This window comes from Microlunatus aurantiacus (assembly GCF_039536605.1).
In the GTDB taxonomy this organism is placed as follows: domain Bacteria; phylum Actinomycetota; class Actinomycetes; order Propionibacteriales; family Propionibacteriaceae; genus Microlunatus; species Microlunatus aurantiacus.
Genome location: NZ_BAAAYX010000013.1, coordinates 97,422 through 122,589, shown reverse-complemented (window position 1 = coordinate 122,589; position 25,168 = coordinate 97,422). Strand labels below are relative to the sequence as shown.

19 protein-coding genes are annotated in these 25,168 nt (G+C 70.9%); 14 read left to right on the top strand and 5 right to left on the bottom strand.

The window, feature by feature from the left end; all coding sequences use genetic code 11:
• The first annotated feature begins 30 nt into the window (after positions 1 to 30).
• The 8 genes from ABD714_RS14420 (at position 31) to ABD714_RS14385 (ending at position 10,795) form a co-directional block, all read left to right on the top strand.
• Positions 31 to 162: a hypothetical protein gene (locus ABD714_RS14420; protein ID WP_344813077.1), complete on the top strand. Its 132-nt coding sequence runs from the start codon at positions 31 to 33 to the stop codon at positions 160 to 162.
• Positions 163 to 308: 146 nt separating this feature from the next.
• Positions 309 to 1,652, top strand: a complete 1,344-nt coding sequence (locus ABD714_RS14415; protein ID WP_344813076.1) for a dicarboxylate/amino acid:cation symporter — start codon at positions 309 to 311, stop codon at positions 1,650 to 1,652.
• Between the two features lie 287 nt (positions 1,653 to 1,939).
• Positions 1,940 to 3,433, top strand: coding sequence for a 30S ribosomal protein S1 (gene rpsA, locus ABD714_RS14410; RefSeq protein WP_344813075.1), 1,494 nt, complete (start codon positions 1,940 to 1,942; stop codon positions 3,431 to 3,433).
• 146 nt (positions 3,434 to 3,579) lie between these two features.
• The gene (coaE, locus tag ABD714_RS14405; RefSeq protein WP_344813074.1) at positions 3,580 to 4,182 is read left to right on the top strand and encodes a dephospho-CoA kinase; all 603 of its coding nucleotides are present in this window, start codon (positions 3,580 to 3,582) and stop codon (positions 4,180 to 4,182) included.
• An 89-nt stretch (positions 4,183 to 4,271) separates the two neighbouring features.
• Positions 4,272 to 5,633 carry a PrsW family glutamic-type intramembrane protease gene (locus ABD714_RS14400; RefSeq protein ID WP_344813073.1) on the top strand — a complete coding sequence of 454 codons (1,362 nt, stop codon included), beginning with the start codon at positions 4,272 to 4,274 and terminating at the stop codon, positions 5,631 to 5,633.
• Positions 5,630 to 6,745, top strand: coding sequence for a hypothetical protein (locus ABD714_RS14395; protein ID WP_344813072.1), 1,116 nt, complete (start codon positions 5,630 to 5,632; stop codon positions 6,743 to 6,745). Before ABD714_RS14400 ends, ABD714_RS14395 begins: the two co-directional genes overlap by 4 nt.
• Before the next feature lie 463 nt (positions 6,746 to 7,208).
• Positions 7,209 to 9,308, top strand: coding sequence for an excinuclease ABC subunit UvrB (gene uvrB / locus ABD714_RS14390; protein WP_344813071.1), 2,100 nt, complete (start codon positions 7,209 to 7,211; stop codon positions 9,306 to 9,308).
• Between the two features lie 473 nt (positions 9,309 to 9,781).
• Complete coding sequence (locus ABD714_RS14385) at positions 9,782 to 10,795, top strand: TerC family protein (RefSeq protein ID WP_344813070.1); 1,014 nt, start codon at positions 9,782 to 9,784, stop codon at positions 10,793 to 10,795.
• A 90-nt stretch (positions 10,796 to 10,885) separates the two neighbouring features.
• Here the strand turns inward: ABD714_RS14385 and lon are convergent, their stop codons facing one another.
• Complete coding sequence (gene lon, locus ABD714_RS14380; protein WP_344813069.1) at positions 10,886 to 13,255, bottom strand: endopeptidase La; 2,370 nt, start codon at positions 13,253 to 13,255, stop codon at positions 10,886 to 10,888.
• A gap of 155 nt (positions 13,256 to 13,410) precedes the next feature.
• On the opposite strand from lon, the gene ABD714_RS14375 reads away from it, so the two are divergent.
• The 4 genes from ABD714_RS14375 (at position 13,411) to ABD714_RS14360 (ending at position 18,807) form a co-directional block, all read left to right on the top strand.
• Complete coding sequence (locus tag ABD714_RS14375) at positions 13,411 to 14,295, top strand: aminoglycoside phosphotransferase family protein (RefSeq protein ID WP_344813068.1); 885 nt, start codon at positions 13,411 to 13,413, stop codon at positions 14,293 to 14,295.
• Positions 14,296 to 14,423: 128 nt separating this feature from the next.
• On the top strand, positions 14,424 to 15,368 hold the full coding sequence (locus tag ABD714_RS14370; protein WP_344813067.1) for a phosphotransferase family protein: 945 nt from the start codon (positions 14,424 to 14,426) through the stop codon (positions 15,366 to 15,368).
• A 113-nt stretch (positions 15,369 to 15,481) separates the two neighbouring features.
• Positions 15,482 to 16,990 carry an ABC transporter transmembrane domain-containing protein gene (locus ABD714_RS14365; protein ID WP_344813066.1) on the top strand — a complete coding sequence of 503 codons (1,509 nt, stop codon included), beginning with the start codon at positions 15,482 to 15,484 and terminating at the stop codon, positions 16,988 to 16,990.
• On the top strand, positions 16,987 to 18,807 hold the full coding sequence (locus tag ABD714_RS14360; RefSeq protein WP_344813065.1) for an ABC transporter ATP-binding protein: 1,821 nt from the start codon (positions 16,987 to 16,989) through the stop codon (positions 18,805 to 18,807). The genes ABD714_RS14365 and ABD714_RS14360 overlap by 4 nt, the downstream gene beginning before the upstream one ends.
• 194 nt (positions 18,808 to 19,001) lie before the next feature.
• Here ABD714_RS14360 and ABD714_RS14355 read toward each other — a convergent pair whose 3' ends face one another.
• Positions 19,002 to 20,942 (bottom strand): glycoside hydrolase family 127 protein, encoded by a 1,941-nt coding sequence (locus ABD714_RS14355; RefSeq protein ID WP_344813064.1) that lies wholly within the window; start codon positions 20,940 to 20,942, stop codon positions 19,002 to 19,004.
• Positions 20,943 to 21,164: 222 nt separating this feature from the next.
• On the opposite strand from ABD714_RS14355, the gene ABD714_RS14350 reads away from it, so the two are divergent.
• Together ABD714_RS14350 and ABD714_RS14345 are read left to right on the top strand one after the other, a co-directional pair.
• Positions 21,165 to 22,136 carry an RNA polymerase subunit sigma-70 gene (locus tag ABD714_RS14350; protein WP_344813063.1) on the top strand — a complete coding sequence of 324 codons (972 nt, stop codon included), beginning with the start codon at positions 21,165 to 21,167 and terminating at the stop codon, positions 22,134 to 22,136.
• On the top strand, positions 22,106 to 22,252 hold the full coding sequence (locus ABD714_RS14345) for a hypothetical protein (protein WP_344813062.1): 147 nt from the start codon (positions 22,106 to 22,108) through the stop codon (positions 22,250 to 22,252). Before ABD714_RS14350 ends, ABD714_RS14345 begins: the two co-directional genes overlap by 31 nt.
• 221 nt (positions 22,253 to 22,473) lie before the next feature.
• On the opposite strand, the gene ABD714_RS14340 is transcribed toward ABD714_RS14345, so the two are convergent.
• The 3 genes from ABD714_RS14340 to ABD714_RS14330 all read right to left on the bottom strand — a co-directional run bounded on the left by ABD714_RS14340 (position 22,474) and on the right by ABD714_RS14330 (position 25,093).
• Positions 22,474 to 22,830 carry a VOC family protein gene (locus tag ABD714_RS14340; protein WP_344813061.1) on the bottom strand — a complete coding sequence of 119 codons (357 nt, stop codon included), beginning with the start codon at positions 22,828 to 22,830 and terminating at the stop codon, positions 22,474 to 22,476.
• A gap of 49 nt (positions 22,831 to 22,879) precedes the next feature.
• Complete coding sequence (locus ABD714_RS14335) at positions 22,880 to 23,458, bottom strand: GNAT family N-acetyltransferase (protein ID WP_344813060.1); 579 nt, start codon at positions 23,456 to 23,458, stop codon at positions 22,880 to 22,882.
• Positions 23,459 to 23,521: 63 nt separating this feature from the next.
• Positions 23,522 to 25,093 carry a hypothetical protein gene (locus tag ABD714_RS14330; protein WP_344813059.1) on the bottom strand — a complete coding sequence of 524 codons (1,572 nt, stop codon included), beginning with the start codon at positions 25,091 to 25,093 and terminating at the stop codon, positions 23,522 to 23,524.
• Between the last annotated feature and the right edge of the window lie 75 nt (positions 25,094 to 25,168).

Sequence of the window (25,168 nt, the reverse complement as noted above, 5' to 3'; positions counted from 1 at the left end):
TCCGCTCCAGATCCTCTCGGAGGAAGTCCCGTGAACACCCTCGACACCGTCGCACTCATCGCCCTGGTCATCGTCCTCGTGCTGGCCCGCAGCCTGACCTGGCATGCGCCTGGCGCGGGACCTGAGCACCGGGTGAGAACTGAGGGTCGACAACCGGAATAGCGGGCCCGGAACGGCGGTTGCGCGATCACGTGGCTGTGAACTGCTGGGCCAGGCGAGTGATCGACCTGTGCCGTCTCGAGATCGAAGGCTGTCGTCGGCGTCTCCGCTGATCTCCTTCATCCGCACCCGTCAGAAAGCACCGTCTCGTGTCTTCTTCCTCTGTCCACGTCGACGCGCCCGCCCGGCGTCGCACCTTCCCCTTCTGGGCGCAGGTCCTGCTCGGCCTGGGCCTCGGCCTGCTGCTGGGCTTCCTCGCCCGCACCTTCTCGCTGGACTGGCTGGCGGCCACCCTCAAGACCGTCGGTGGCACGTTCGTCTCCCTGCTGCAGGTGATCGTGGTCCCGCTGGTCCTGACCGCGATCATCGTGAGCATCGCCAACCTGCGTCAGGTGGCCAATGCCGCCAAGCTCGCCGTCCAGACGCTGATCTGGTTCGCGGTGACCGCCCTGATCGCGGTCACCATCGGCATCACGCTGGGGCTCCTCACCAACCCCGGGGCCAACGCGACCATCGGCACCGCCGGTGCGGAGGCACCCGGCCGGACCGGTTCCTGGCTGGACTTCCTCGCCTCTGTCGTCCCGGCCAACATCCTGGGCCTGGAGTCCGACTCCAGCGGCCTGTCGTTCAACGTGCTGCAGCTGGTCGTGCTGGGCATCGTGCTCGGCGCCGCCGCGCTGGCCGTGGGGGAGCCGGCCGAGCCGTTCCTCGGCGTGGTCCGCAGCGGTCTGGCCATCTTCCAGAAGATCACCTGGTGGATCATCAAGCTCGCCCCGATCGGCACCGCCGGTCTGATCGGGCGGGCCGTGGCCGACTACGGCTGGGACCTGATCGCGCCGCTCGCCGTGTTCACCATCGACGTCTACGTGGGGTGCCTGATAGTGCTCTTCGTGGTCTACCCGCTGCTGGCCCGCGCCCACGGCCTGAAGCCGAGCCGGTTCTTCGCCGGAGCCTGGCCGGCCATCTCGTTCGCGTTCGTGTCCCGCAGCTCGGTCGGCACCCTGCCGCTGACCCAGCGGGTCGTCACCCGGAACCTGGGCGTCTCGGAGAACTACGCGTCGTTCGCGGTGCCGCTGGGCGCGACCACCAAGATGGACGGCTGCGCCGCGATCTACCCGGCGCTGGCCGCCATCACGGTCGCCCAGCTGTTCGGCGTCCAGCTGGGTGTGACCGACTACCTGCTGATCGCCTTCGTCTCCGTGGTGGGCTCCGCCGCGACGGCCGGCATCACCGGCGCCGTCGTGATGCTCACCCTGACCCTGTCCACCCTGGGTCTCCCGCTCGAAGGAGTGGGTCTGCTCCTGGCCATCGACCCGATCCTGGACATGATCCGGACCGCCACCAACGTGGCCGGTCAGGCGCTGATCCCGACCATCGTGGCCAAGCGCAACGGTCTGCTCGACCTGGACGTCTACGACTCGGCCAACATCGACTCCATCGACGACGCGGGCGACACCCGGACCGTCCGGGAGCCGGTGCTCGCCGGCAGCTGACCCACAAGGGGGGGCTCAGCGGGCTGCGCTGGTGCGACACGCCGGACCTCAGCCGTTGAGTCCCCTTTTCGGGTCAGCCGTCCACGACGACGCGCGGTTTGACCGCTCTTCGCACGACTAGGTATTCTGGAGTGTCGCTGTGGCCTGCGCGATCTCAGACGGAGTAGGTCACGCTCGTACGAGCCCCAGGATCGTCGTCGGTTTCAACGCTCGCCTCGGTTGGTTGGTTTGGTACGGACCGGGCTGCAGCGCGCACACACGAGTCCCATCTATCGGAGCTTCACTACATGACGTCCTCTCTCGAGGCACCACCCCAGGTCGCAATCGACGACTTCGACTCACCCGAAGCCTTCCTCGCCGCCATTGACGCGACCATCAAGTACTTCAACGACGGTGACATCGTCACCGGCACCGTCGTCAAGGTCGACCGGGACGAGGTCCTCCTCGACATCGGTTACAAGACCGAAGGGGTCATCCCCTCCAAAGAGCTCTCGATCAAGCACGACGTCGACCCCTTCGATGTGGTCAGCGTCGGTGACGAGATCGAAGCTCTCGTCCAGCAGAAAGAGGACAAAGAGGGTCGCCTGATCCTGTCCAAGAAGCGGGCGCAGTACGAGCGCGCCTGGGGCACGATCGAGCGGATCAAGGAAGAGGACGGCGTCGTCACCGGTTCGGTGATCGAGGTCGTCAAGGGCGGCCTGATCCTCGACATCGGTCTCCGCGGCTTCCTGCCCGCCTCGCTGGTCGAGATGCGCCGGGTCCGGGACCTCCAGCCGTACGTCGGCCAGGAGCTCGAGGCCAAGATCATCGAGCTGGACAAGAACCGCAACAACGTGGTGCTGTCCCGCCGGGCGTGGCTCGAGCAGACCCAGTCCGAGGTGCGCCAGAACTTCCTCACCCAGCTCCAGAAGGGGCAGATCCGCAAGGGTGTCGTGTCCTCGATCGTCAACTTCGGTGCCTTCGTGGACCTGGGTGGCGTCGACGGCCTGGTGCACGTCTCCGAGCTGTCCTGGAAGCACATCGACCACCCCTCCGAGGTGGTCGAGGTGGGCCAGGAGGTCACCGTCGAGGTGCTGGACGTCGACATGGACCGCGAGCGCGTCTCGCTGTCGTTGAAGGCGACCCAGGAGGATCCGTGGCAGGCCTTCGCCCGGACCCACCAGATCGGGCAGATCGTGCCCGGCAAGGTCACCAAGCTGGTGCCGTTCGGCGCGTTCGTCCGGGTGGAAGAGGGCATCGAGGGTCTGGTGCACGTCTCCGAGCTGGCCGAGCGTCACGTGGAGATCCCGGAGCAGGTCGTCCAGGTCAACGACGACGTGATGGTCAAGATCATCGACATCGATCTCGAGCGTCGCCGGATCTCGCTGTCGCTGAAGCAGGCCAACGAGGGTGTGGACGCCCACGCCGAGGAGTTCGACCCCACGCTGTACGGCATGGCGGCGAGCTACGACGACCAGGGCAACTACCTCTACCCCGACGGCTTCGACCCCGAGTCGGGCGAGTGGCTCGAGGGCTACGAGGATCAGCGCGCAGCCTGGGAGACCCAGTACGCCGAGGCGCACCAGCGCTGGGAGGCGCACAAGAAGCAGGTCGAGGAGGCCGCCAACGAGGCGACCAACGCGGCCAGCAGCGCGGGCTCCGCGTCGTACTCCTCGTCGACCAACGACAGCCGCCCTGCGGCCTCGTCGTCGTCGTCGTCCTCTGCGGTGCCGGAGGGCTCGCTGGCCTCCGATGAGGCGCTGCAGGCTCTGCGGGAGAAGCTCACCGGCGGCGGCGCCTGATCGGCCCGCTCGTCTGATCGACCTCGACGGCCCCCGTGCGCTCCGGCGCACGGGGGCCGTTCGGCGTCCCCGGCCGGTCGCGTCGCGGGCCTGCGGTCCCGGGGTGCCCGTCGCCCCCGGATGGCGGAGCCCGTACCCTTCCCGTCGTGCTGCGCGTGGGACTGACCGGGGGGATCGCCTCGGGCAAGACGGCGGTCTCCGACGCCCTGGCCGCGCGGGGAGCGGTGATCATCGACGCCGACCTGCTGGCGCGCGAGGTGGTCGAGCCGGGGACGCCCGGGCTCGCCGCCGTCGTCGAGCGGTTCGGTGCCGAGGTGCTGACCGGGGACGGCGTCCTGGACCGCGCGGCCCTCGGCACCGTGGTGTTCGCCGATCCCACCGCCCGACGGGACCTGGAGGCCATCATCCACCCGGCCGTACGCGCTCGGGCGGCCGCGATCGAGGCAGCCGCCGATCCCGACGCGGTCGTGGTGCACGTGATCCCGCTGCTGGTGGAGACCGGGCAGCAGGCCGACTTCGACCTGCTCGTCGTCGTCGACGTGGCACCGGAGGTGCAGCGGGAGCGGCTGCAGCGACGCAACGGACTCGACACCGACGCCGCGGAGGCGCGGATCGCGGCCCAGGCGAGCAGGGCGGACCGGCTCTCGGTCGCCGACTTCGTCCTCGACAACAGTGCGACCCCGGCGGACCTGATCGATCAGGTCGACTCTTTGTGGCCCGATCTCCGAGCCCGCGCCACCGCCGGCTGACATACTCTCTGGCAACTCACGCGGGGTGCCGACGTCCAGCCGGCCCCGATCTCGACCCCAGTGCCAGCTTTCTGGAGGAGGACTGTCCGTTGAACTGTCCCCGTTGTCATGCCGAGCTACCCGACGTCGCGCACTTCTGCCACGTCTGCGGTCAGGACGTCCGCTCCGACGACCTCACCCGGCGCCGTTCCTTCGCAGCCAAGCCCGATGAACCGGTCGCCTCGTTCGCGCTGGTGTCCACGATCATGCCGCGGGGGGCCGGGGAGCGGCCGCAGACCTATCGCCTGGCGCTCACCATCGCCCTGGTGGTGGCGCTGGTCGCGGCGATCTTCGGGGCGCTCCCGATCGCCATCCTGGTGGCGGCGTTCGCGATCCCGATCGTCTACATCGCCTACCTCTACGACGTGAACCTGTGGGAGGACGAGCCCCTCCCGGTCACCGGGCTGGCGTTCGGGCTCACCGGGGTGCTGGCCATCCTCTTCACCCTCCTGGTGATGAGGCTGCAGACGCCGACCGTCCCGACCACGTCGCTGGACGGCAGCAGCCTCACCGATGGTCCGAGCCTGTGGACGTTCCTGCTCGTCGCGCTGGTGGTGCCGATCGTCGGCGAGGCGATCCGCCAGGTCGGCCCGGTGCTGCTGGCCAGCCGGCCCGAGTTCGACGACCTGATGGACGGGCTCACCTTCGGCGTCATCAGCGGGGTCGCCTACGCCAGCTTCGACACCATCGTGCGCTTCTGGGACCTGCTCATCGGCGGTCGGGTCGAGGCCGACCCCGGTCTGTGGATGTCGTTGGTCTTCCTGCACGGCTTCGTCAAGCCGCTGGTGCTGGGCACCGCGACCGGTATCGCCTGCGCCGAGTACTCCGGGTTGGGTCGCGGTTACGACGGCTTCACCCCCCGCTACTACCGCGGGGTCGTGGAGGCCGTGCTGGCCAACGTCGGCTTCTGGGGCGGGATCTACCTGTTCTCCTTCGTCGGCAACCCGACGATGGCGGTGGTCCTGAGCACCGGATGGGGCCTGCTGATCCTGGGCATCCTCATCCTGCGGGTCCGCAACGTGCTGCACACCGGCCTGATGGAGGCCGCGCTGGAGCGCTCGGCCCGCGACCAGGGTGTCGGTGAGACCGGCGAGCTGCGGTTCTGCCTCCACTGCGAGATGCCCCTGCTGGACCACGCGTCGTTCTGCACCGCCTGCGGCACCGCCGTACGGGCGCAGGCGAAGCCACACAAGACGGCGGTCTCGGCGACGGTCGGCGCCGACCGGGGAGCCGGCCGGCCGGCCGACCAGCAGCTGGCCCAGGCCGGATCTACCCCCGCCGTGCCGGCCGCCACCGGAGCCGCCGCCGGCGACGTCGGCACGCCACCGACGCCGCCCCCACCGCCGGGTTCGACCAGCGCTGGTGACGACGCCCGGAACCGGTTCTACGACGACGAGGAGGGCCGGGCATGAGCCAGAATCCTCCGTGGCCGCCGCAGGGCCAGGGCTCACCGCAGGATCCACGCGGCTACCCGCAGCAGCCCCCACAGGGTGGCGGGTACCCGCCGCAGGGCGGTCGGCCGGGCAACCCCCAGCAGGGCTACCCGCAGCAGGGCTACCCGCAGCAAGGTGGGCAGCAGGGCTACCCGCAGCAAGGTGGGCAGCAGGGCTACCCGCAGCAGGGTGGGCAGCAGGGCTACCCGCAGCAGGGCTACCCACAGGGCGGCCAGTCGGGCCAGGGGCCCTACCAGCCGCAGGGCTACGCCGGACCGTTCCAGGGGCAACCGCAGGGTGGCTACCCGCCCCAGGGCCAGGGTGGCTACCAACCGCCGCCCTCCACCGGCGGGCCGGCCGGGCCGGCCGGGCCCTCGCCTCGCAAGAGCACCGGGCTGATCCTCGGCATCGTGGTGGCGGCCGTCGTGCTGCTGGTCGCGGTCGGCGGCATCATCATGGCGTTGAGTGGTGGTGACGACGAGCCGGTCAGCACCATCACGCCCGCTCCCCAGCCCACCCCCACCGGCGACCCGTCGACCCAGCCGACGACGGAGCCGAGCCCGCAGCCGACCGAGCCGTCGAACGCCCCGTCGACCAACCAGCCGTCCGGCAACCCGACCCAGGCGCCGAGCGGTGACACGGTCGATCTGGGCAACGGGGTCAAGCTGACCCCGGCGCCGGACTGGCAGGTACGCAGCGAGAAGGGTGGCGCCGCCCAGCTGGTCAACGGCCGGGACATCTTCGTCGGCATCGTGGCGAAGCTGCCGGCGGACAGCAACGCCTCGCAGACGTGCGACGCGTACCACCGCGACATCGGCAAGGAGTACACCAACAGCAAGTTCGCGGACCCGAAGAAGGTCGATCTCGGCACCAAGAAGCTGAGCGGGGCGACGTGCTCGGCGCAGGTGACGGTGGCGAACGGTGGGAATGCGATCCAGGTCTACATCTTCTCCCTGGTGTCGATCCGCACCGACGGTCTGGCCGTCGTCGGCTCGCTCTACTTCACCGAGGACTCCGACACGGCCTCGCTCGACAAGGACTTCACCGCGATGGTCAACTCCATGCTGAAGGGCCAGTCCGCCGGCGGCTGACACCCGTGGCGAGCGGCCGCTTCCTCGCGAGCGGCCGCTCCCTCGCGAGCGGCCGCGGGTGGAGCGCCGGCGCTGTCTGGACCGACGAGGGAGCAGACATGCTTCTCCGTCTGCGAGCGAGGAGGGAAATCAGGGACAGTCAGCGCGCAGCGGAGCAGCGAGTGACAACCCGTCGCGAGCGGCCGCGAAGCGGAGCGCCGTCCCTGACTGGACCGACGAGGGAGCAGACACGCTTCTCCGTCTGCGAGCGAGGAGGGAAGTCAGGGACAGTCAGCGCGCGGCGGAGCAGCGAGTGACAACCCGTCGCGAGCGGCCGCGAAGCGGAGCGCCGGCGCTGTCTGGACCGACGAGGGAGCAGACATGCTTCTCCGTCTGCGAGCGAGGAGGGAAGGCAGGGCCCTCAGCGCGGAGTGAGCAGCGAGTGACGAGAACACTGTCGGTGGTGGGTCGTACGCTTCGAGCCATGCGTCCGATCGAAGACCTCATGCGCACTGTCGCACCGCTGAAGGTGGTCAGCGACTTCGAGCCGTCCGGTGACCAGCCGACGGCCATCGCCGATCTGGAACAGCGGATCAAGGCCGGCGAGAACGACGTCGTGCTGCTCGGCGCCACCGGCACCGGCAAGACCGCGACAGTGGCCTGGCTGGCCGAGCGGCTGCAACGGCCGCTCTTGGTGATGCAGCCCAACAAGACGCTGGCGGCGCAGTTCGCCAACGAGCTGCGGCAGTTCTTCCCCAAGAACGCGGTGGAGTACTTCGTCTCCTACTACGACTACTACCAACCCGAGGCGTACGTCCCGCAGACCGACACCTACATCGAGAAGGACTCGTCCCTCAACGAGGAGGTCGAGCGGCTCCGGCACTCGGCCACCAACTCGCTGCTGACCCGGCGTGACGTGATCGTGGTCGCCACGGTGTCGGCGATCTACGGTCTGGGCACCCCGCAGGAGTACGTCGACCGGATGGTCAAGCTGCGGGTGGGGGAGGAGATGGACCGGGACAGCCTGCTGCGGCGGCTCGTCGGCATCCAGTACGCGCGCAACGACCTGTCCGGCGCGCGGGGGACCTTCCGGGTCCGCGGCGACACCCTCGAGGTCTTCCCGATGTACGAGGAGCTGGCGGTCCGGATCGAGTTCTTCGGCGAGGAGATCGAGAACCTCTCCACCCTGCACCCGCTGACCGGCGAGGTGGTCACCGACCACGACCAGGAGGTCTATTTGTTCCCGGCCAGCCACTACGTGGCGGGACCGGAGCGGATGGAGCGGGCGATCGGCGGCATCGAGACCGAGCTGGGAGCGCGGCTGAGCGAGCTGGAGTCCCAGCAGAAGCTGCTCGAGGCGCAGCGGCTGCGGATGCGGACGTCGTACGACATCGAGATGATGCGGCAGATCGGCACCTGCTCGGGGATCGAGAACTACTCCCGGCACATCGACGGTCGCGGGCCGGGCACCGCTCCGCACTGCCTGCTGGACTACTTCCCGGAGGACTTCCTGCTGGTCGTGGACGAGTCGCACGTGACCGTGCCGCAGATCGGCGGGATGTACGAGGGGGACATGTCCCGCAAGCGGACCCTGGTCGACCACGGCTTCCGGTTGCCGAGCGCGATGGACAACCGGCCGCTGCGGTTCGAGGAGTTCGTCGACCGGATCGGTCAGACCGTCTACCTGTCGGCGACCCCGGGCAACTACGAGCTGGCCAAGTCGGACGGCTACGTGGAGCAGCTCATCCGGCCGACCGGACTGATCGACCCCGAGGTCATCGTCAAGCCGACCCAGGGCCAGATCGACGACCTGATGGCCGAGATCCGGCTCCGGGCCGACAAGAACGAGCGGGTGCTGGTCACCACCTTGACCAAGAAGATGGCCGAGGACCTCACCGACTACCTGCTCGAGCACAAGATCCGCACCCGCTACCTGCACTCCGAGGTCGACACGATGCAGCGGATCACGCTGCTGCGCGAGCTGCGGATGGGGGAGTACGACGTGCTCGTCGGCATCAACCTGCTGCGGGAGGGTCTCGACCTGCCGGAGGTGTCCCTGGTGTCCATCCTCGACGCCGACAAGGAGGGCTTCCTGCGCAGCGCCAAGAGCCTGATCCAGACCATCGGCCGCGCGGCGCGCAACGTGTCCGGGCAGGTCCACATGTACGCCGACCGGATCACCGACTCGATGGAGGCGGCGATCGACGAGACCAACCGACGCCGCGAGAAGCAGGTGGCCTACAACCTGGCCAACGGCATCGACCCCACCCCGCTGCGCAAGAAGATCGCCGACATCACCGACCTGCTGGCGCGCGAGGACGCCGACACCGACGAGCTGTTCAGCGGCCGCAACGGCCGCCGGCAGAAGACGATGGTGCCGAGCCTGGGCATGAAGGACGCGAGCAAGACCGCCCGCAACCTGGCCGGCATCCCGGCCGGCGACCTCGCCGACCTCATCCAGGACCTGACCGCCCAGATGCACGCCGCGGCCGCCGACCTCCAGTTCGAGGTCGCCGCCAGGCTGCGCGATGAGATCTCCGACCTCAAGAAGGAGCTGCGTCAGATGGTGGAGGCGAGACGCTGAGTTCTTCTGGGGGCCGGTGTCGCCGTCGCGGGATGAGTTCCGCCCACCTCGCTCCGCAAGCTCCGCTCGGAGCGCCCGCCACACCCGAACTCACCCCGCGACGGCCACACGTCTGGCGCCCCACGCAGCATCTCGAGAGGGCTGGGTGGCGGTGGCCGTCATCGGACGTGTGTCGACTGGCTGACCGCGTGCTCCCAGCGCTGGCGGGCCCCCGGCGGGCTGGTCCGGCGACCACTATGTACGGAAGATTTCCTCAGGTGAGGATCGGCTGAGATACTTCAGGTCGGAGGGGAGTATTCCTCAACGCGTCGTGTCGTCACCACGGACACCCCCAAGACCCTTTGTCACCGCTGACCGAGCGGGTCGGTCGGGGTGCGCCCGGTGCGACGGCTGGCCTAGTCTGGGCTGGTGGAAGAGACCTCCGGGACCTCGTCGTTCTCGGATCCTCGTCTTGGAAAGGGCCCCCATCGCCCATGAACATCCACCTGTACACCTGGATCATCACCGTGGTGGTGATGATCGCCGTGCTGGCCGTCGACCTGCTGATCATCGGTCGACGACCGCACGAGCCGTCCATGAAGGAAGCCGGCATCTTCGTCGGTGTCTTCGTCGGGCTGGCCATCCTCTTCGGACTGGGTGTCTGGGCCCTGTCGGGTCCCAGGTACGCCGGTGAGTTCTTCGCCGGCTGGCTGACCGAGTACAGCCTGTCGATCGACAACCTGTTCATCTTCATCATCATGGGCGCGATGAAGGTGCCCCGGCACCTGCAGCAGTTCGCTCTGATGGTCGGCATCATCTTGGCCCTGGTCTTCCGCGGCATCTTCATCGCGCTGGGCGCGGCGGCCATCAACCGGTTCTCGTGGGTCTTCTTCCTGTTCGGCGCCTTCCTCATCTACACCGCCGTCAAGCTCGTCATCGACTACCGCAGCCACGACGACGAGGGCGACGACATGCCCGACAACCCGCTGATGCGGCTGGTCAAGCGACGCTTCAAGTCCGTCGACGAGTACCACGGCACGAAGCTGACGGTGAATCTGGACGGTGCCCGCTACATCACCCCGATGCTGTTCGTCATCGTGGCGCTGGGCTCGACCGACCTGCTGTTCGCGCTGGACTCGATCCCCGCCATCTACGGACTGACCCAGGAGCCCTACCTGGTGTTCACGGCCAACGTGTTCGCGTTGATGGGTCTGCGTCAGCTCTACTTCCTCATCGGCGGGCTGCTGAAGCGGCTGGTCTACCTGTCGCTCGGTCTGTCGGTCATCCTCGCCTTCATCGGCGTCAAGCTGGTGCTGCACGCGATGCACACCTACCACTGGGCCGACTGGGCGCCCTGGGGTGGCGAGATCCCCATCTGGGTGTCTCTGACGGTCATCGTCGTCACCCTGGTCGTCACCACCGTGGCCAGCCTGGTCAAGAGCCGGTACGACGACGACCAGCGGCCCGATCGGGAGCAGGAGCCGACCGGCACGACCACCGAGAGCTGACCAGCTCGGCACCCCGAGAACGACGAACGGCCTCCCCCACCGGGGGAGGCCGTTCGTCGTGGTGGCCGGCTCAGCTGGCCGTGAGTCGGCTCAGGCGGCGTCGGCGGTCCGGGACTCCGCCGCGGCCGGCGCGAGCGCCAGCCGGACGATCGCCGCGACGTCGGTCATCGGCTTGACGTCGATCGCGGCCAGCACCTCCTCGGGGACCTCGTCGAGATCCGGCTCGTTGCGCTGCGGCACGAACACGGTGGTGAGCCCGGCTCGCTGGGCGGCGAGCAGCTTCTGCTTCACCCCGCCGATCGGCAGCACCCGGCCGTTGAGGGTGACCTCACCGGTCATGCCCACGTCGGACCGCACGGGGCGGCCGGTAGCCATCGAGACCAGGGCCGTGACCATGGTGACGCCGGCCGACGGTCCGTCCTTCGGCACCGCTCCGGCGGGGACGTGGACGTGGATGTCGCGGTCCAGCGCCGTACGGTCGGTGATCCCGAGCTCCTCGGCGTGCGCCCGCACGTAGCTCCACGCGATCTGCGCCGACTCCTTCATCACGTCGCCGAGCTGACCGGTCAGGGTCAGGCTGCCGCGCCGCCGCTCGCCGACCGGGACCGCCGCCACCGGGGTGTCCGCCGCCGCCTCGATGAACAGCACGTCGCCGCCCAGCCCGGTGACCGCGAGACCGGTGGCCACGCCGGGCACCGAGGTGCGCTCGTGAGCCTCCGGGGTGAACCGTGGCCGACCCAGGAACCGCTTCAGGTTGTCGCGCTCGACGACCACCTTGGCGGGGTTCTCACCGGCCGCGACCAGCTCGGTCGCCGCCTTGCGCAGGGCCTTGGCCAACAGCCGCTCCAGCTGCCGTACGCCGGGCTCGCGGGTGTAGTTCGCCGCGATCTCCCGCAGGGCGCTGTCGGTGATCTCCACCTCGTCAGCGGTGAGCGCCGCCAGCTCCTGCTGCTTGGGCAGCAGGTAGTCCCGGGCGATGGCGATCTTGTCGTCCTCGGTGTAGCCGTCGAGGCTGACCAGCTCCATCCGGTCCAGCAGCGGCTGCGGGATCGACTCGAGCACGTTCGCCGTGGCCAGGAACACCACGTCGGACAGGTCGAGGTCGACCTCCAGGTAGTGGTCCCGGAACGTGTGGTTCTGGGCCGGGTCGAGCACCTCGAGCAACGCCGCGCTCGGATCCCCGCGGTAGTCGGAGCCGACCTTGTCGATCTCGTCCAGCAGCACCACCGGGTTCATCGACCCGGCTTCGGTGATGGCCCGGACGATGCGACCGGGGAGCGCGCCGACGTAGGTGCGCCGGTGCCCGCGGATCTCGGCCTCGTCGCGGACCCCACCGAGGGCGACCCGGACGAACTTCCGGCCGAGCGCCCGGGCGACGGACTCCCCGAGCGAGGTCTTGCCGACGCCGGGGGGACCGACCAGGGCCAGCACCGCGCCGGAACCGCGACCGCCGACGACCTCGAGACCGCGGCGGGCGCGACGGGACCGGATCGCCAGGTACTCCACGATCCTCTCCTTGACGTCGTCCAGGCCGTGGTGGTCGGCGTCCAGCACGGCCCGCGCGGCGACGATGTCGTCGGAGTCGGTCGTGGTGGTGCCCCAGGGGAGGTCGAGGATCGTGTCCAGCCAGGTGCGCAGGTAACCGGCCTCGGGGCTCTGGTCGCTGCCCCGTTCGAGCTTGGCGACCTCGCGGAGAGCGGCCTTGCGCACGTCCTCGGGCAGATCGGCTTCCTCGACCCGGGTGCGGTAGTCCTGGGCGCCGTCGGGCTCGTCCTCACCGAGCTCCTTGCGGATGGCGTTGAGCTGCTGACGGAGCAGGAACTCCCGCTGGCTCTTGTCCATGCCCTCACGGACGTCGGAGGCGATCTTGTCGTTGACCTCGATCTCGGCGAGGTGGTCCTTGGTCCAGCCGATCAGGGCGGTGAGCCGCTCGGCGACGTCGGGCGTCTCCAGCAGCTGCATCTTCTGCTCGTCGGTCAGGTACGGGGCGTAGCCGGCGAGGTCGGCCAGGTTGGAGGGGTCCGTGACCCGGTTGACCGTCTCGATGACCTGCCAGGCGTCGCGCCGCTGCAGGGAGGCGATCACCAGCGCCTTGTAGTCGTTGGCCAGGGTGCGGACGGCGTCGGAGTGGTCGGCGTCCTCCAGCACGTCCTCGGCCTCCACCCACAGGGCGGCGCCGGGTCCGGTGACGCCGGAGCCGATCTTGACGCGACGCTCGGCCCGGATCACGGCGGCGGACTGGCCGGTGGCTGTCCGCCCCAGCTGCACGATCGTGGCCACCACGCCGTAGCGGGCGTACCGGTCGTCCAGGCGGGGCGCGACCAGCAGCTCGTCGTCGCTGCTCGACTGCGCCGCGTCGACCGCGGCCCGGGCGGTGTCATCGAGCTCGATCGGCACGACCATGCCGGGGAGGACGACCAGATCGGTCAAGAAGAGAACAGGAAGTTGAGTCGTGGTCATGCAGATGCCTCCAGGATCGAAGGTCGCTCGTAGGGTTGAGCGACATCCACTCAAGGCCCGTCCCAGGCGATTTGTTCCTCGTTCACCGTGGGCGAACAGCCGTCACCCGGCCCTGCGGTCCCCGTCTGCACCCAGGCCCTCTACCGTGACGCTCGATGATCGCTGTGCCAGAGACGTTCCGGCAGATGCCCCGGTGGTGGCACGACCGGGCCGGGCGCGAGTGGCTCGACCAGCTACCGACTCTGGTGACCGAGCTGTGCCGTCGGTGGAACCTGCAGGTCGACGGCGACCCGCTCCATGGCTCGAACGTCCTGGTCGTCCCCGTCCGCCACGACCGCGAGGTTGCCGTGGTGCGGCTGTCACCCCCGGGTGACGACGTCACCGAGGAGGCGGCCGCGTTGCGGTGGTGGGCCGGCCGAGGAACGGTCCGGCTGTTCGACCTCGACGTCGGCTCCCGCGCCATGCTGCTGGAACGGCTGTCGACGTCGCGCAGCCTGCAGTCCGAGCCTCTGTCCGACGCCGTTCCGGCCATCGCGGGGCTGGTACGCGAGCTGGCGGTACCGGCCCGGCCGGACACGACCTCGACCGCAGCCGTCGCCGCCGGCCAGGTCGCCACGGCCGAGGAGCACTGGCGGGGACTCGCCGGCCCGACTCCCCGAGCCCAGCTCGACACGGCGATCCAGCTCGCCGACCGGCTGGCCCACGGGCAGCCGGACGACCTGGCCGTCAACGGCGACCTGCACTGCGAACAGGTCCTGGCGGCTGACCGAGCGCCCTGGCTGGTCGTCGACCCGGTCCTGCTCCGCGGTGATCCCGAGTACGACTTCGGCAGGGTCTTGTGGTCACGGCTGGACGAGCTGCCCACCGATGCCGAGGTCGTCGCCCTGTTCGACGTCTTCGTGCAGACCGCCCGCGTCCCCGTCGAACGGGCTCGGAGCTGGGTCGTGGTCCGGTCGATGGCGTACCTCTTGTGGGGCCTGCCGCGCGGACTCACCTGGGATCCGCCCAAGTGCCGCCGCCTTCTCGACATCTTCTGCTGACCGCTCGATCGGCCCCGCTGGCGCTGTGATCCGGTTGCGACTGCGCGGTCTCCGCTGGAGACTTCGGCTCATGGTGCGACGCTCCTCTGTACGCGGCCTTCCGAGCCGGTAAGCGGTCCTTCGAGCCGATGAACCACAGCGCCGAGGGCGAAGATCCGCCGGCCGAGGTCCTGGTCGACGTCGCCAGGGCGGTCGCGGCCGAGGTCACGGTTCTCAGACGCCTGCCCGGAGGCGTCAACGGGGGTGCCTGGCACGTCGAGCTGGCCGGACGGGCACCGGCCGTGCTCAAAGCCGTGCCCCGGGCGCACGGCCACCACCTGGACGAGACGTGGCGAGCCCAGCGAGTGGTCGAGCACATGCGTGGACTGGGCTATCCCACTCCGGCTTGGCTCGGGGTGGGGGCCACAGCCACGCGGGTGTGGCACCTGATGGACTTCGTCGACGCGGCTCCCGCACCCGAGCTGACCGCGTCCCTCGTCGAGCAGCTGAGGGAGATCATCGAGCTCCAGGCGGGCCAGGCCTCGCAGCCCTACGACCACTGGTCGTACGCCTGGCGGGTCGCCACCGGTGCGGGGTCGACCGTCGCCGGGCTGGATCTCCACGAGACGTCGGAACAGTCGCTTCTCCGGCGGTCCCTGGCCAGGCTCCCCGGGCACTCTCCCGTCGTCGCGGCCCTGGTCGAGCGTCTCCGGTTGGCGTGCGCCGACGTCCCGCCGCCCCCGGGGGCACCCGACATGGTCCATGCCGATCTCGCCACCCCCGGCAACATCCTCGTCCGTGACGGAGTGGTGGTGGCGGTCGTCGATCTCGGGAACGCCGGTAGCGGCACGCGGGCGACTGATCTCATGGCCCTGGTGTGGTACTCGTTCCGGGATCCGTCGCTGGAGGGTGTCCGGGGGCGGCTGTGGACGAGGATCGTCGACCTGGTCGGCTGGGAGGGAGCGACGGTGCTCGCAGCGTCACACATCCTGCACATGCTCGAGATCCCCGTCCGGGCGGGGCGTCACGAGCTCGTTCCCGGGGTTGCCGAGCGCGGCCATCGCACGCTCGACGAGCTGAACGCACGTCGCTGACCGTCGGCGGTCGCATACCATCCGAGGTCATGCCTGGTGGAGCCCGAACGTCTGTCTCGGACAGCGTCGTCGACTATGCGGCGCTGCCCGGGCCGGGCGGGCGCCGATCCATCATGCCCGCGGTGGATGCCCGTGCCTGGACGCTCAAGGTCGCCCTGTCCCAGCGGCCGTGGAGCTTCGTCGCCTCGATCGCCATGGCGGGCGCGTTCGTCTGCAACGGCCTGACCCCGGTGGTGGTCGGCCACGCCGTCGACGAGGCCATCGCCACGTCGTCGCTGGGAAGGCTGGGTTTCTGGCTGCTGGTGCTGGCGGGACTCTACCTCGTCGCCGTCGGCGTGAACTGGGTCGCGCGCTACATGCTGGTCCGGAGCCAGCAGCTGGTGAGCCACGACCTCCGCACCATGGTCACCGACCGGATCCAGGATCCGCGCGGGTTCGCGGGCCGTGAGCGCACGGCCGGCGGACTGCTGCTGATCGCGTCCTCCGACACCGCACGGGTGGGCGAGATCGTGATGATGACGGTGATGCCGGTGGCCGAGGCGGCGTCGATCACGTACGGCGCGATCGTCATGTTCACGATCAACCCGTGGCTCAGCGTCGCGACCCTGCTCGGTGGGCCGCTGCTGGTGATCGTGGCTCTGCGGGTGGGCCGGCCGCTGCAGGACCGCTCGGTCACCCGCCAGCAGGCCATGGCCCAGGCCGCGGCCACCGCCGAGGACGTGGTCCAGGGACTGCGCATCCTCAAGGGTCTGGGCGCCATCCTCACCGTTCGCCGCCGCTACGACGAGGTGTCCGAGACCGCGTACGCCTCGACGATCCGAGCCAACGCCGCCGAGGCGCGGCTGAACGGTGTCACCGGGGCCACCGGCGCGCTCTTCGTCTCCGCCCTCGGTATCGCCGCGGGGGCGCTCGCCCTCCAGGGGAGCGTGACGATCGGCCAGCTGATCACCGTCGTGGGCCTGACCCAGTTCCTGATCACGCCGATGACGATGCTGGGTCGCAACCTCGCCTCCCGCTGGGCCTCGGCCGAGGCGTCCGGGCAGCGCATCCGTGAGGTCCTCGGCGCCGACTTCGAACGGACCCAGGAGGGGGACGCCGCCCGGACCAGCCACGTCATCGACGCGCTGCCCCCAGGTCTCACCGTGGTCCGCGGGGTCGCCCACGAGGTGGTGTCCCGGCTCGAGAACCTGCCGCGGGCCCGGGTGGTCGTCGCCCCGCACGCCGCCGACCTGTTCGACGGGATCGTGGCGGACAACGTGCATCCCGACCGGTCCGTGGCCGTGTCTGCTCTCCACGTCGCCTGCTGCGAGGACATCCCCGAGGGTCCCGACAAGCGGGTGGGTGAGGGCGGGCGGATGCTGTCCGGCGGTCAGCGCCAGCGGGTGGCCCTGGCTCGCTCCGTGGCCTTCGACCCCGAGGTCCTCGTCCTGCAGGACCCGACCACGGCCGTCGACTCGGTGACCGAGCAGAGCATCGCCGAGCGGCTGTCGCGCCGACGGACCGGCAAGGTCACGCTCGTGCTCAGCGAGGCTCCCGCCTGGCACGCCGTGGCGGACCAGCACCTGAGCGTGGCGGATCTGCTCGACCTCACCGACGGCCTGGCGGGGAAGGAGAGCCGATGAGGGCGACGACCACGAGCGGTGCCCCCGCCGCCGATGCGCCGCCGGGTCTGCGGTTCCCCCTGGCCACGGTCCGGCAGGTGCGCCGGGAGGTGGCCCGGCAGGTCGGCCGGGTCCGCCACGCGAGGTGGTGGTTCCTGCTGGCGGTGGTGCTGCTCGCGCTGGGCTCGTACGCCACCGTGCTGGTGCCTCAGCTCATGGGCCGGATCGTCGACCTGGTGCTGGGGGAGGGCACGCCCGGGTCCCTGTGGGGGATCGGCGCCACGCTGGTGGCCCTGTCCGTCGCCGGCGCCGCCCTGAGTGCAGTCGGCTTCTCGCTGGTGGCGCGCCTGTCCGAGCGCGTGATCGCCACACTGCGCCAGGACATGGTCGGCACCGCCCTGGGGCTCCCGACCCACCAGGTGGAGGACGCCGGCACCGGTGACCTGGTCAGCCGGTCGACCGATGACGTGGCCGAGCTGTCCGCCGCCGTCACCGAGACCCTGCCCACCCTGTCCACGTCGCTGTTCTCCATCGCCGCGACGGTGATCGCCCTGTCGGTGCTGGACTGGCACTTCCTGGTCATCCCGGTCGTCGTCGCGCCGGTGTACTACGTGGCGGCGCGCAGGTACCTCGCCCGGGCCCCGCAGCGTTACGCGGTCGAGCGTGCGGCGATGGCCGAACGGGCCCGCCGGGTGCTCGAGGCGATCCGGGGCCGGGCGACGGTGCGGGCCTTCTCGATGGAGGACCGCATGCACACCGAGATCGAGGGCGCCTCCTGGAACGTGGTTCGCAAGGCGATCACCGCCCGCACCACGATGCTCGTGCTCAACACCTGGATGCTCGGGGTCGAGTTCCTGATGCTGACGCTGGCCCTGGCGGTCGGGTACTACCTGGTCACCGCGGACGCGCTGACGGTGGGGGCGGTGACGGGCGCGGTGCTGATGATCATCCAGACGCGCGGTCCGGTGAACATGCTCATGCGGGTGCTCGATGTGGTCCAGTCCGGGTACGCCTCACTGGCCCGCATCGTGGGGGTGGTCGCCGACCCGCCCGTCCCGGTGCCCGACAGCGGCGCCGACGCCCCGCGGGGACGGGTCGAGCTGCGGGCGGTCAGCTTCAGCTACGGCGGCGGCTGGGCCGTCCGCGCCGTGGATCTCACCATCGACCCGGGGGAGACCGTGGCCGTCGTCGGAGCGTCCGGCGCCGGGAAGACCACGGTCGCGGCGCTGGTGGCCGGACTGCGGGTGCCGGACTCCGGTGTGGTGCTCGTCGACGGGCACCCGGTGTCCCGGCTCTCCGACCGCGAACGCGTGGCCCGGATCGCCACGGTCAGCCAGGAGGTGCACGTCTTCTCCGGGACCCTGCGCCAGGACCTCACGCTGGCCAAGCCGGACGCCAGCGACGCCGATCTCCTGGCGGCGCTCGACCGGGTTCGCGCCCGTTCCTGGTTCGATCGTCTGCACGCGGGTCTCGACACCGTGGTGGGCTCCCGCGGACTCCAGCTGGAACCCGTCGCCGCGCAGCAGCTGGCGCTGGCCCGCATCCTGCTCCTCGACCCCGCCATCGTCGTCATGGACGAGGCCACCGCCGAAGCCGGTTCGGCGGGAGCCGGCGCTCTGGAGGACGCTGCCGACGAGGTCACCCGGGGTCGATCGGCCCTGGTGGTGGCCCACCGCCTCGACCAGGCGTCGCGGGCCGATCTCATCCTCGTGATGGACGGTGGCGAGATCGTCGAACGGGGGACGCACGAGCAGCTGCTCGCCCGCCCCGGGGTCTACCACCGGCTCTGGACGACCTGGAGCGCCGGCCGCCGTGAGCTGGACGTCGATCCGGTCTGACCCTCGAGCGACGTCGTCGCGGAGGCGTGCTCGGACGCGGGCGGGGCGCAGGGGGGCAGCAGCCGCCACCCCCACGTTCGACGGGCCGCTCCACGTCCCCGGCGCCTCGGCCGTTCCCACCGGGATGCGCCCGCGACAGGACCTCGACCGGCCCGGTCGCCGAGGCGAGTGGCAGCCGGGTGGCCGTGCCGCGGTCAGCTGGTGGGCACCCAGACCCGCATCGGTCCCGGTTCGCGGTTGCCCCAGGTGAAGTAGGGCACGGCCACCAGCGGGATCGGCTCGGCCGCCCGGTCCTCGTCCGCGCCCGTCGCCGAACCGTACGGCCACCAACCCACCGGATGGGGGCGTCGCCGCCCTCCCAACCGCAGCGTCACCGCGCCGCCGATCGTCTCGGGCCCGGCCTGGTCGACCGCCGCGGCGGCCGGATCCAGCACCACGTCGTCCAGTCGGGTGCCGGGGTGGTCGGCGCCCTCCAGGCAGTACACGAGGGGGCCGCGCTCGACGGCCGCGCTGCCCCGGAGCGCGTCGACCCGGGGATCGGGGGCCGTGAACCGGACGTCCAGCGGCAGCTGCAGCTCGACCACGGCCCCCGGCGCCCAGGAGCGGGTGAGCCGCAGCCACCCGTCGACCGCCGCGGCGTCGACGGGCTCGCCGTCGACCGACAGGGAGACCTCGTCCGCCCAGGACGGCACCCGCAGGGCCAGCTCCCACTCGGCCGCCGGCGCGTCGGCCACCGTCACCCGGACCGTGCCGTCCCACGGGTAGTCGGTGGTCACCTCGAGTGCGACCTCGCCGGCCGCCGTCGCGGCTGTCCAGCGGCCGGTCACGTACTGGTGGAGCGCGACCCCGGCGTCGGCGGACAGGGCCACGTAGTGCTCCAACGACGCCAGCAGCCGCATCACGTTCGGCGGGCAGCAGGCGCAGTGGAACCAGGGCACCCGGGCGTAGTCCTGGTCGTGCCCGGTGCCGACGTGATCATCACGGACCTGCAGCGGGTTGGCGTAGATGTAGCGCTGTCCGTCCAGCGACGTCCCGGCCAGGAAACCGTTGTAGAGCGTGCGTTCCAGCAGGTCGGCGTACTTCGCCTCACCGGTGATCATCAGCATCCGCTGGCCGAACATGATCGACGCGATGGCCGCGCAGGTCTCGCAGTAGCTGCGTTCGCTCGGCAGCTCGTACGGGTCCCCGAACGCCTCGTCGCTGTGGTGGGCGCCGATGCCGCCGGTCAGGTAGGTCTTGGTCGCCACCATCTCGGCCCACAGCCGCTCGGCCGCCCGCCGGAGGCTCTCGTCACCGGTCTCGGCGTAGACGTCGGCGACACCGGCCAGCAGGTAGAGCTGGCGGACGGCGTGGCCGGTGACCGCCTCCGCCTCGCGGATCGGGGTGTGGTCCTGCCAGTACTGACGGCCGAACCGGCCGTCAGGGAGCAGCCCGTGCCCGTGGCGGTCGAGGAAGTAGGCCGCCCTGGCCAGGTAGCGCTCGTCCCCGGTCTCGCGATGCAGCTCCACCAGGGCGGTCTCGATCTCGGCGTGCCCGCAGATGCCGTCGATCCTGCCCTCCTCGGTGCCGAAGGTGTCGACGACCAGGTCCGCGACGCGACGGGCGATGGCCAGCACCCCCGGGTCACCGCCCGCACGATGGACGGCGACGGCCGCCTGGATCAGGTGACCGGCGCAGTAGAGCTCATGCCCCCAGTCGAGCTGCACGAAGCGTTCGCCGGGGAAGCGCACCTGGAAGTGGGAGTTCAGGTAGCCGTCCGACTGCTGTGCCGCCACGAGGAGCTCGGCGGTCGCGGCGAGCTGGTCGCGCAGCCGCTCGGCCAGCGGCGCAGCGAGGTCCGGGTCCGCGAGCAGCCACCCCACCGCCTCCAGCCACTTGTAGACGTCGCTGTCGAGGAACGGCAGCTCGTTGACGTACGCGCCGTCGGACCGGCCGGCGGCCAGCTCCAGGTCGTGGAAGTTGCCGGCCTCGTGGAGCCGGTCCCAGGCCTCGGGAACACTGACCTCACGGTTGATCCGGCGGCGCTCCGCCCACAGACCGCCGGTGATGCGACCCGACGTGACCGGTCGCAGCAGGTAGCGGCTCGCAGGGGTGGCGCGGATCGGTCCGGAACCGACGGGGGAGGGCTCAGACACGGGTTGGTCCTCTCGGGCAGGCGTGGGGCGGGACGGGGGGAGCACCCGACGTCCATCAGCACCCTCTCGGGTGGCCAGATCGTGAGTGTGGTGATGTGCTCATCGCGTCCTGCGATGCAGCGGGTGCTCAGGTCGCGGTAGCGACGATAGTCGTCGAGCGATGCGTTCTGTCGCCGCCGGCCGTCCATACCTGCGAGAGCACCCGGCGACCTAGGAGACACCATGACGACCATCGACGACCGACCCGAACGTCCACCGGCCGGGCTCCTCGGCGCCGACGAAGCCGACTTCATCGCCGCCGCCCGCACCGACGACACGGCCCGGTTCGCCGTGCTCACCGAGCGCTTCCGCCGGGACCTGCTCGCCCACTGCTACCGGATGCTCGCCTCCTACGACGACGCCCAGGACCTGACCCAGGAGACGCTGCTGCGGGCGTGGTCCAGGCGGGACTCCTTCCAGGGCCGGGCTTCGCTGCGGACGTGGCTGTTCCGGATCGCCACCAACGTCTGCCTGGACTTCCTGGAGAAGCGCCGCGACCGCACCCCGGTCCCCATCGAGCTGCAGGGTGCCGGGGGGAGGGGGACCGAGGTTCTCCACCTGCAGCCCTGGCCGCGGAGCGGTCCCGAGGACCCGTACGAGCAGACGGTGGCACGCGAGACCATCGAGCTCGCCTTCATCGTGGCCGTGCAGCACCTCCCCCCGCGCCAGCGGGCGGTGCTGATCCTCCGCGACGTGCTCGGCTGGTCCGGCCAGCAGACCGCCGACGCCCTGGATCTCACGCTGGCGTCCACCACCAGCGCGCTGCAGCGCGCGCGGGCCACCATGCGCACCCACCTGCCGCCGGGTCGGCTCGACTGGAACGGCCGTACCGGGCACGGGCTGACCGCCGACGAGCAGCGGTTGGTGTCGGCCTACGTCCGCGCGACCCAGGACCTCGACATCGACGGTCTCCGTGTCCTGCTGCGCGAGGACCTGCGCTTCGCGATGCCACCCCAGCCGGGCACGTGGGTCGGTCGCGACGAGATCGTGGCGGACTGGCTCGCGCAGGGCTTCGGCACCGGTGAGCTCGCCGACGTCAGCTGTCTGACGACGACCGCGAACGGTCAGCCGGCGGTGGCGGCGTACCGGCGGCGGCCGGGTGCCCGGCGCCACGAGGCGCTGTCATGGACGTGCTCCGCATCGAGGGCGGCCTGATCGCGGAGGTCACGATCTTCGGCAGCGAGGTCTTCGCGGCGTTCGGTCTGCCCCTCGAGCTGCCCACCGTCCCGTCCCGACCTGCCGTCGACCGCTCGGCGGAGGCCGCGCGATGACCACCACCCCGATCACGGTCACGCCGTCGTGATCGGCGGCGATGGGGCGGCGTGGTTTCCGTGAGCTGGACGTGCCCGGCAGCGAGGGTCAGCGGACCGTGCTCGGGCCGGATTCCGAGCTGGTCCGGCTGACCCACGAGGCCGAACCCTGGCGACCCTGCCGCCGCTCCGGCACCCGCCGCCCCCGGCGCGGCGGATCCGCCCGGCGGACAACCGCACCCTCAGGCGACGCAGAGGCAGAACGGGTGCCCGGCCGGGTCGAGGAACACGCGGAAGGTCGTCCCCGGCTGGTGCTGGTGCTTCACCGCGCCGAGCGCGAGCACGGCGCGTTCGGCGTCGTCGAGGTCGTCGACGGTCACGTCGAGGTGCATCTGCTGCGGCGCGGTCTGCGACGGCCAGTCCGGCGGGACGTAGCCCTCGACCTGCTGGAAGCCGAGCGAGTCGCCGTACTCGGCCCGGATCTCGGCCCAGTCGTCCTCGACCTTCACCGGCCAGTCGAGCAGGGCACCGTAGAAGGTCGCGAGGGACGCCGGATCCGGGCAGTCGAGCACGGTCTGGGGAAAGCGGGCGATGGCCATGGCGACAACCTAGAGCCGAGGACCGACACACTCCTCGTCCGCCAGCGGATCACCGTGGTCCGCGATCCCCCGAGGTCGGTCGCGCTTCGGCGGGGTGGTCTCCGCGCTCGCGGACGGCGAGCAGGGTGTGGCCGTGGACCGAGGAGGGGGCGATCCGGCCGGTCACGGCGAAACCGAGCTTCCGCAGGACCCGCCGCGACGCGGTGTTCCAGTCCCAGACACCCGCCCACAGCCGCCGGAAGCCCGCACCGTCGGCCCAGGAGACCGCGGCGCGGGCCGCCTCGGTGGCGTGACCCCGCCCCTGCGCGCTCCGCAGCAGCTCGTACGCCAGCTCGGGCTCCTCCGGGGACCCGTTGCCGTGGGCGATCAGCCCGCAGTAGCCGAGGACGTCCCCCGAGCCGCGCCGCACCACTGTCAACAGCCGGAGCGGCTGCTGCGCGGGTTCCGTTCGGAGCCGGTCGGCGATGTCCTCGACCGTCGGGCGACCGTCCGCCCCGATCCGGCGGTGGGGCGGCACCCGGTCGTCCCGTTCGGTCCACAACGTACGGAAGGTCGTGGCGTCGGCGGGCTCGCCCGCCCGCAGCACCAGTCGCTCGGTCTCCAGCCGGAGGAGGACCGGCGTCGCCATGAGGGGAGTATGTCAGCGGCCGGCCCGCCGGCGGCGCCCAGCGCCCGAGCGGACGTGGTCCGCTCAGGTGGTGCCGCCGTGGACCCCCGCGACGGCTCCGGCGAAGCGGCTCGCACCGCCCGCCGGGAGACCGCCGACGCCGGGGATCCAGGCCCGCGGCGCCCCGCCGAGCGGGATCACCGCCGCCATGCCCGCGGCGTTGCCCACGTCGTCCGGCACCCCGATGATCCACGCCCGCTCTGTCGCGCCGTTGACGAACGCGAGGGTCTTCCCGAACTGGTCCCCGGCCTCGACCGCCCCTGGCACACCCGCGGTGTCCTGCGTGTAGGTCGTCTCGGCGTCGAGATCGGTGACGGGGAACGACTGCACGGCGCCCTGGTCGACAGCGGTGCCGTCCTCGCCCGGGACGCTCACGGCGAGCCGTGTCGTCGGGTCACCGGGGCCGGGGGCCGCGAAGGCGAGCTGGTCACCGAAGAGATCACCCGGCTCGCTGACCCCGGACACTCCGGCGGTGTCCTGCGTCAGGTTCACCCCGGGAGTGAGCGTGACGTTGTTCGAGCTGAACAGCTGCACGGCGCCCGCGTTGCTGTCGCTGCCCACGTCCTCGCCGGGGACGCCGACCGCGAGCCGGCTCGTGGCCCCGACCCGGACCGTGTCCACGCCGCGCCCGAACTGGTCTCCGGCCTCGGCCGCACCCGGCACCCCGGGGGAGTCCTGGTGGATGTCCTGACTGCCGGGGTACTCCTCGTCGTAGACGTCCTTGACGACGATGACCGAGCCGGCGTCGACCACGGAGCCGATGTCCTCCTGGGGCACGCCGACCACCAGGTCGACGGTGGTGTTCGCCGCGCCCCCGGTGCTCAGCAGCAGGCCGATCGAGACGGCGGCGCCGAACCGGTCGCCGGCCTCGGCGGAGCCGGGAACTCCGGTCGTGTTCTGGCTGACCGTGCTGGCGACGTTGCCGCCGTCCAGGGCGTGCAGGACACCGACCCACCCGGCATCGGGGACCCCGTCGACGTCGCCGCCGGGTACGCCGATGGCGAGCGCGAAGGCGTCCGGGGCGGGGGTGCCGCCCTGTCCGACGTCCTCCAGGGCGTCGACCGCGGAGCCGAACCGGTCGCCGGCGGCGATCATGGTGCCGGGGAAGTCGTTCTGGGTGAGCTGGCGGGAGGCAGGGCCGGCCCCGAGGCCGCCCACCCCTCCCCAGACGATCTGGACGTAGCCGGAGTCGACCTGGCCGTTGATGTCCTCCGACGGGGTCCCGACGACGAGGTCGGTGAAGCCGTCGCAGGCGAGATCGGCCACACTCAGCGCGGAACCGAAGCGGTCCCCCGTCTCGGCCACACCGCCGACGGTGCCGGCGCCCTGGACGAGGGTGCCCCGGCCCCCTTCGCCGATCCGACCGTCGGCGTCGCCGTAGAGGACGATCACCCGTCCGGCCTGGGTCTGGCCCCCGACGGTCGCGTACGGGTCCGCCACGACGGTGTCGGACCGAGCGTCCCCGTTGAAGTCGGACCGGAGTCCCGGGCTGCAGCCGTCGGCGGAGGCGTGCGCGGGCACGAGGGACAGCGGCCCGATCGCGATCGCGGCGAGCAGACCGCCAGCGACGCTGCCGAGGGCACTTCGAGTGATCATCCGGGACTCCGATGGCTGGAGGATGTTGCTGAGAGGACCCGGCACCCGACGTGGTGATACCGCGGACCCGAAGGA

What these genes read in the sequence shown, in the direction of transcription:
- rpsA (WP_344813075.1), top strand. Translation starts at nt 1,940, where the DNA reads ATGACGTCCTCTCTCGAGGCACCACCCCAGGTCGCAATCGACGACTTC.
- ABD714_RS14395 (WP_344813072.1), top strand. Translation starts at nt 5,630, where the DNA reads ATGAGCCAGAATCCTCCGTGGCCGCCGCAGGGCCAGGGCTCACCGCAG.
- uvrB (WP_344813071.1), top strand. Translation starts at nt 7,209, where the DNA reads ATGCGTCCGATCGAAGACCTCATGCGCACTGTCGCACCGCTGAAGGTG.
- ABD714_RS14385 (WP_344813070.1), top strand. Translation starts at nt 9,782, where the DNA reads ATGAACATCCACCTGTACACCTGGATCATCACCGTGGTGGTGATGATC.
- lon (WP_344813069.1), bottom strand. Translation starts at nt 13,255, where the DNA reads ATGACCACGACTCAACTTCCTGTTCTCTTCTTGACCGATCTGGTCGTC.
- ABD714_RS14375 (WP_344813068.1), top strand. Translation starts at nt 13,411, where the DNA reads ATGATCGCTGTGCCAGAGACGTTCCGGCAGATGCCCCGGTGGTGGCAC.
- ABD714_RS14370 (WP_344813067.1), top strand. Translation starts at nt 14,424, where the DNA reads ATGAACCACAGCGCCGAGGGCGAAGATCCGCCGGCCGAGGTCCTGGTC.
- ABD714_RS14365 (WP_344813066.1), top strand. Translation starts at nt 15,482, where the DNA reads ATGCCCGCGGTGGATGCCCGTGCCTGGACGCTCAAGGTCGCCCTGTCC.
- ABD714_RS14360 (WP_344813065.1), top strand. Translation starts at nt 16,987, where the DNA reads ATGAGGGCGACGACCACGAGCGGTGCCCCCGCCGCCGATGCGCCGCCG.
- ABD714_RS14350 (WP_344813063.1), top strand. Translation starts at nt 21,165, where the DNA reads ATGACGACCATCGACGACCGACCCGAACGTCCACCGGCCGGGCTCCTC.
- ABD714_RS14345 (WP_344813062.1), top strand. Translation starts at nt 22,106, where the DNA reads ATGGACGTGCTCCGCATCGAGGGCGGCCTGATCGCGGAGGTCACGATC.
- ABD714_RS14340 (WP_344813061.1), bottom strand. Translation starts at nt 22,830, where the DNA reads ATGGCCATCGCCCGCTTTCCCCAGACCGTGCTCGACTGCCCGGATCCG.
- ABD714_RS14335 (WP_344813060.1), bottom strand. Translation starts at nt 23,458, where the DNA reads ATGGCGACGCCGGTCCTCCTCCGGCTGGAGACCGAGCGACTGGTGCTG.
- ABD714_RS14330 (WP_344813059.1), bottom strand. Translation starts at nt 25,093, where the DNA reads ATGATCACTCGAAGTGCCCTCGGCAGCGTCGCTGGCGGTCTGCTCGCC.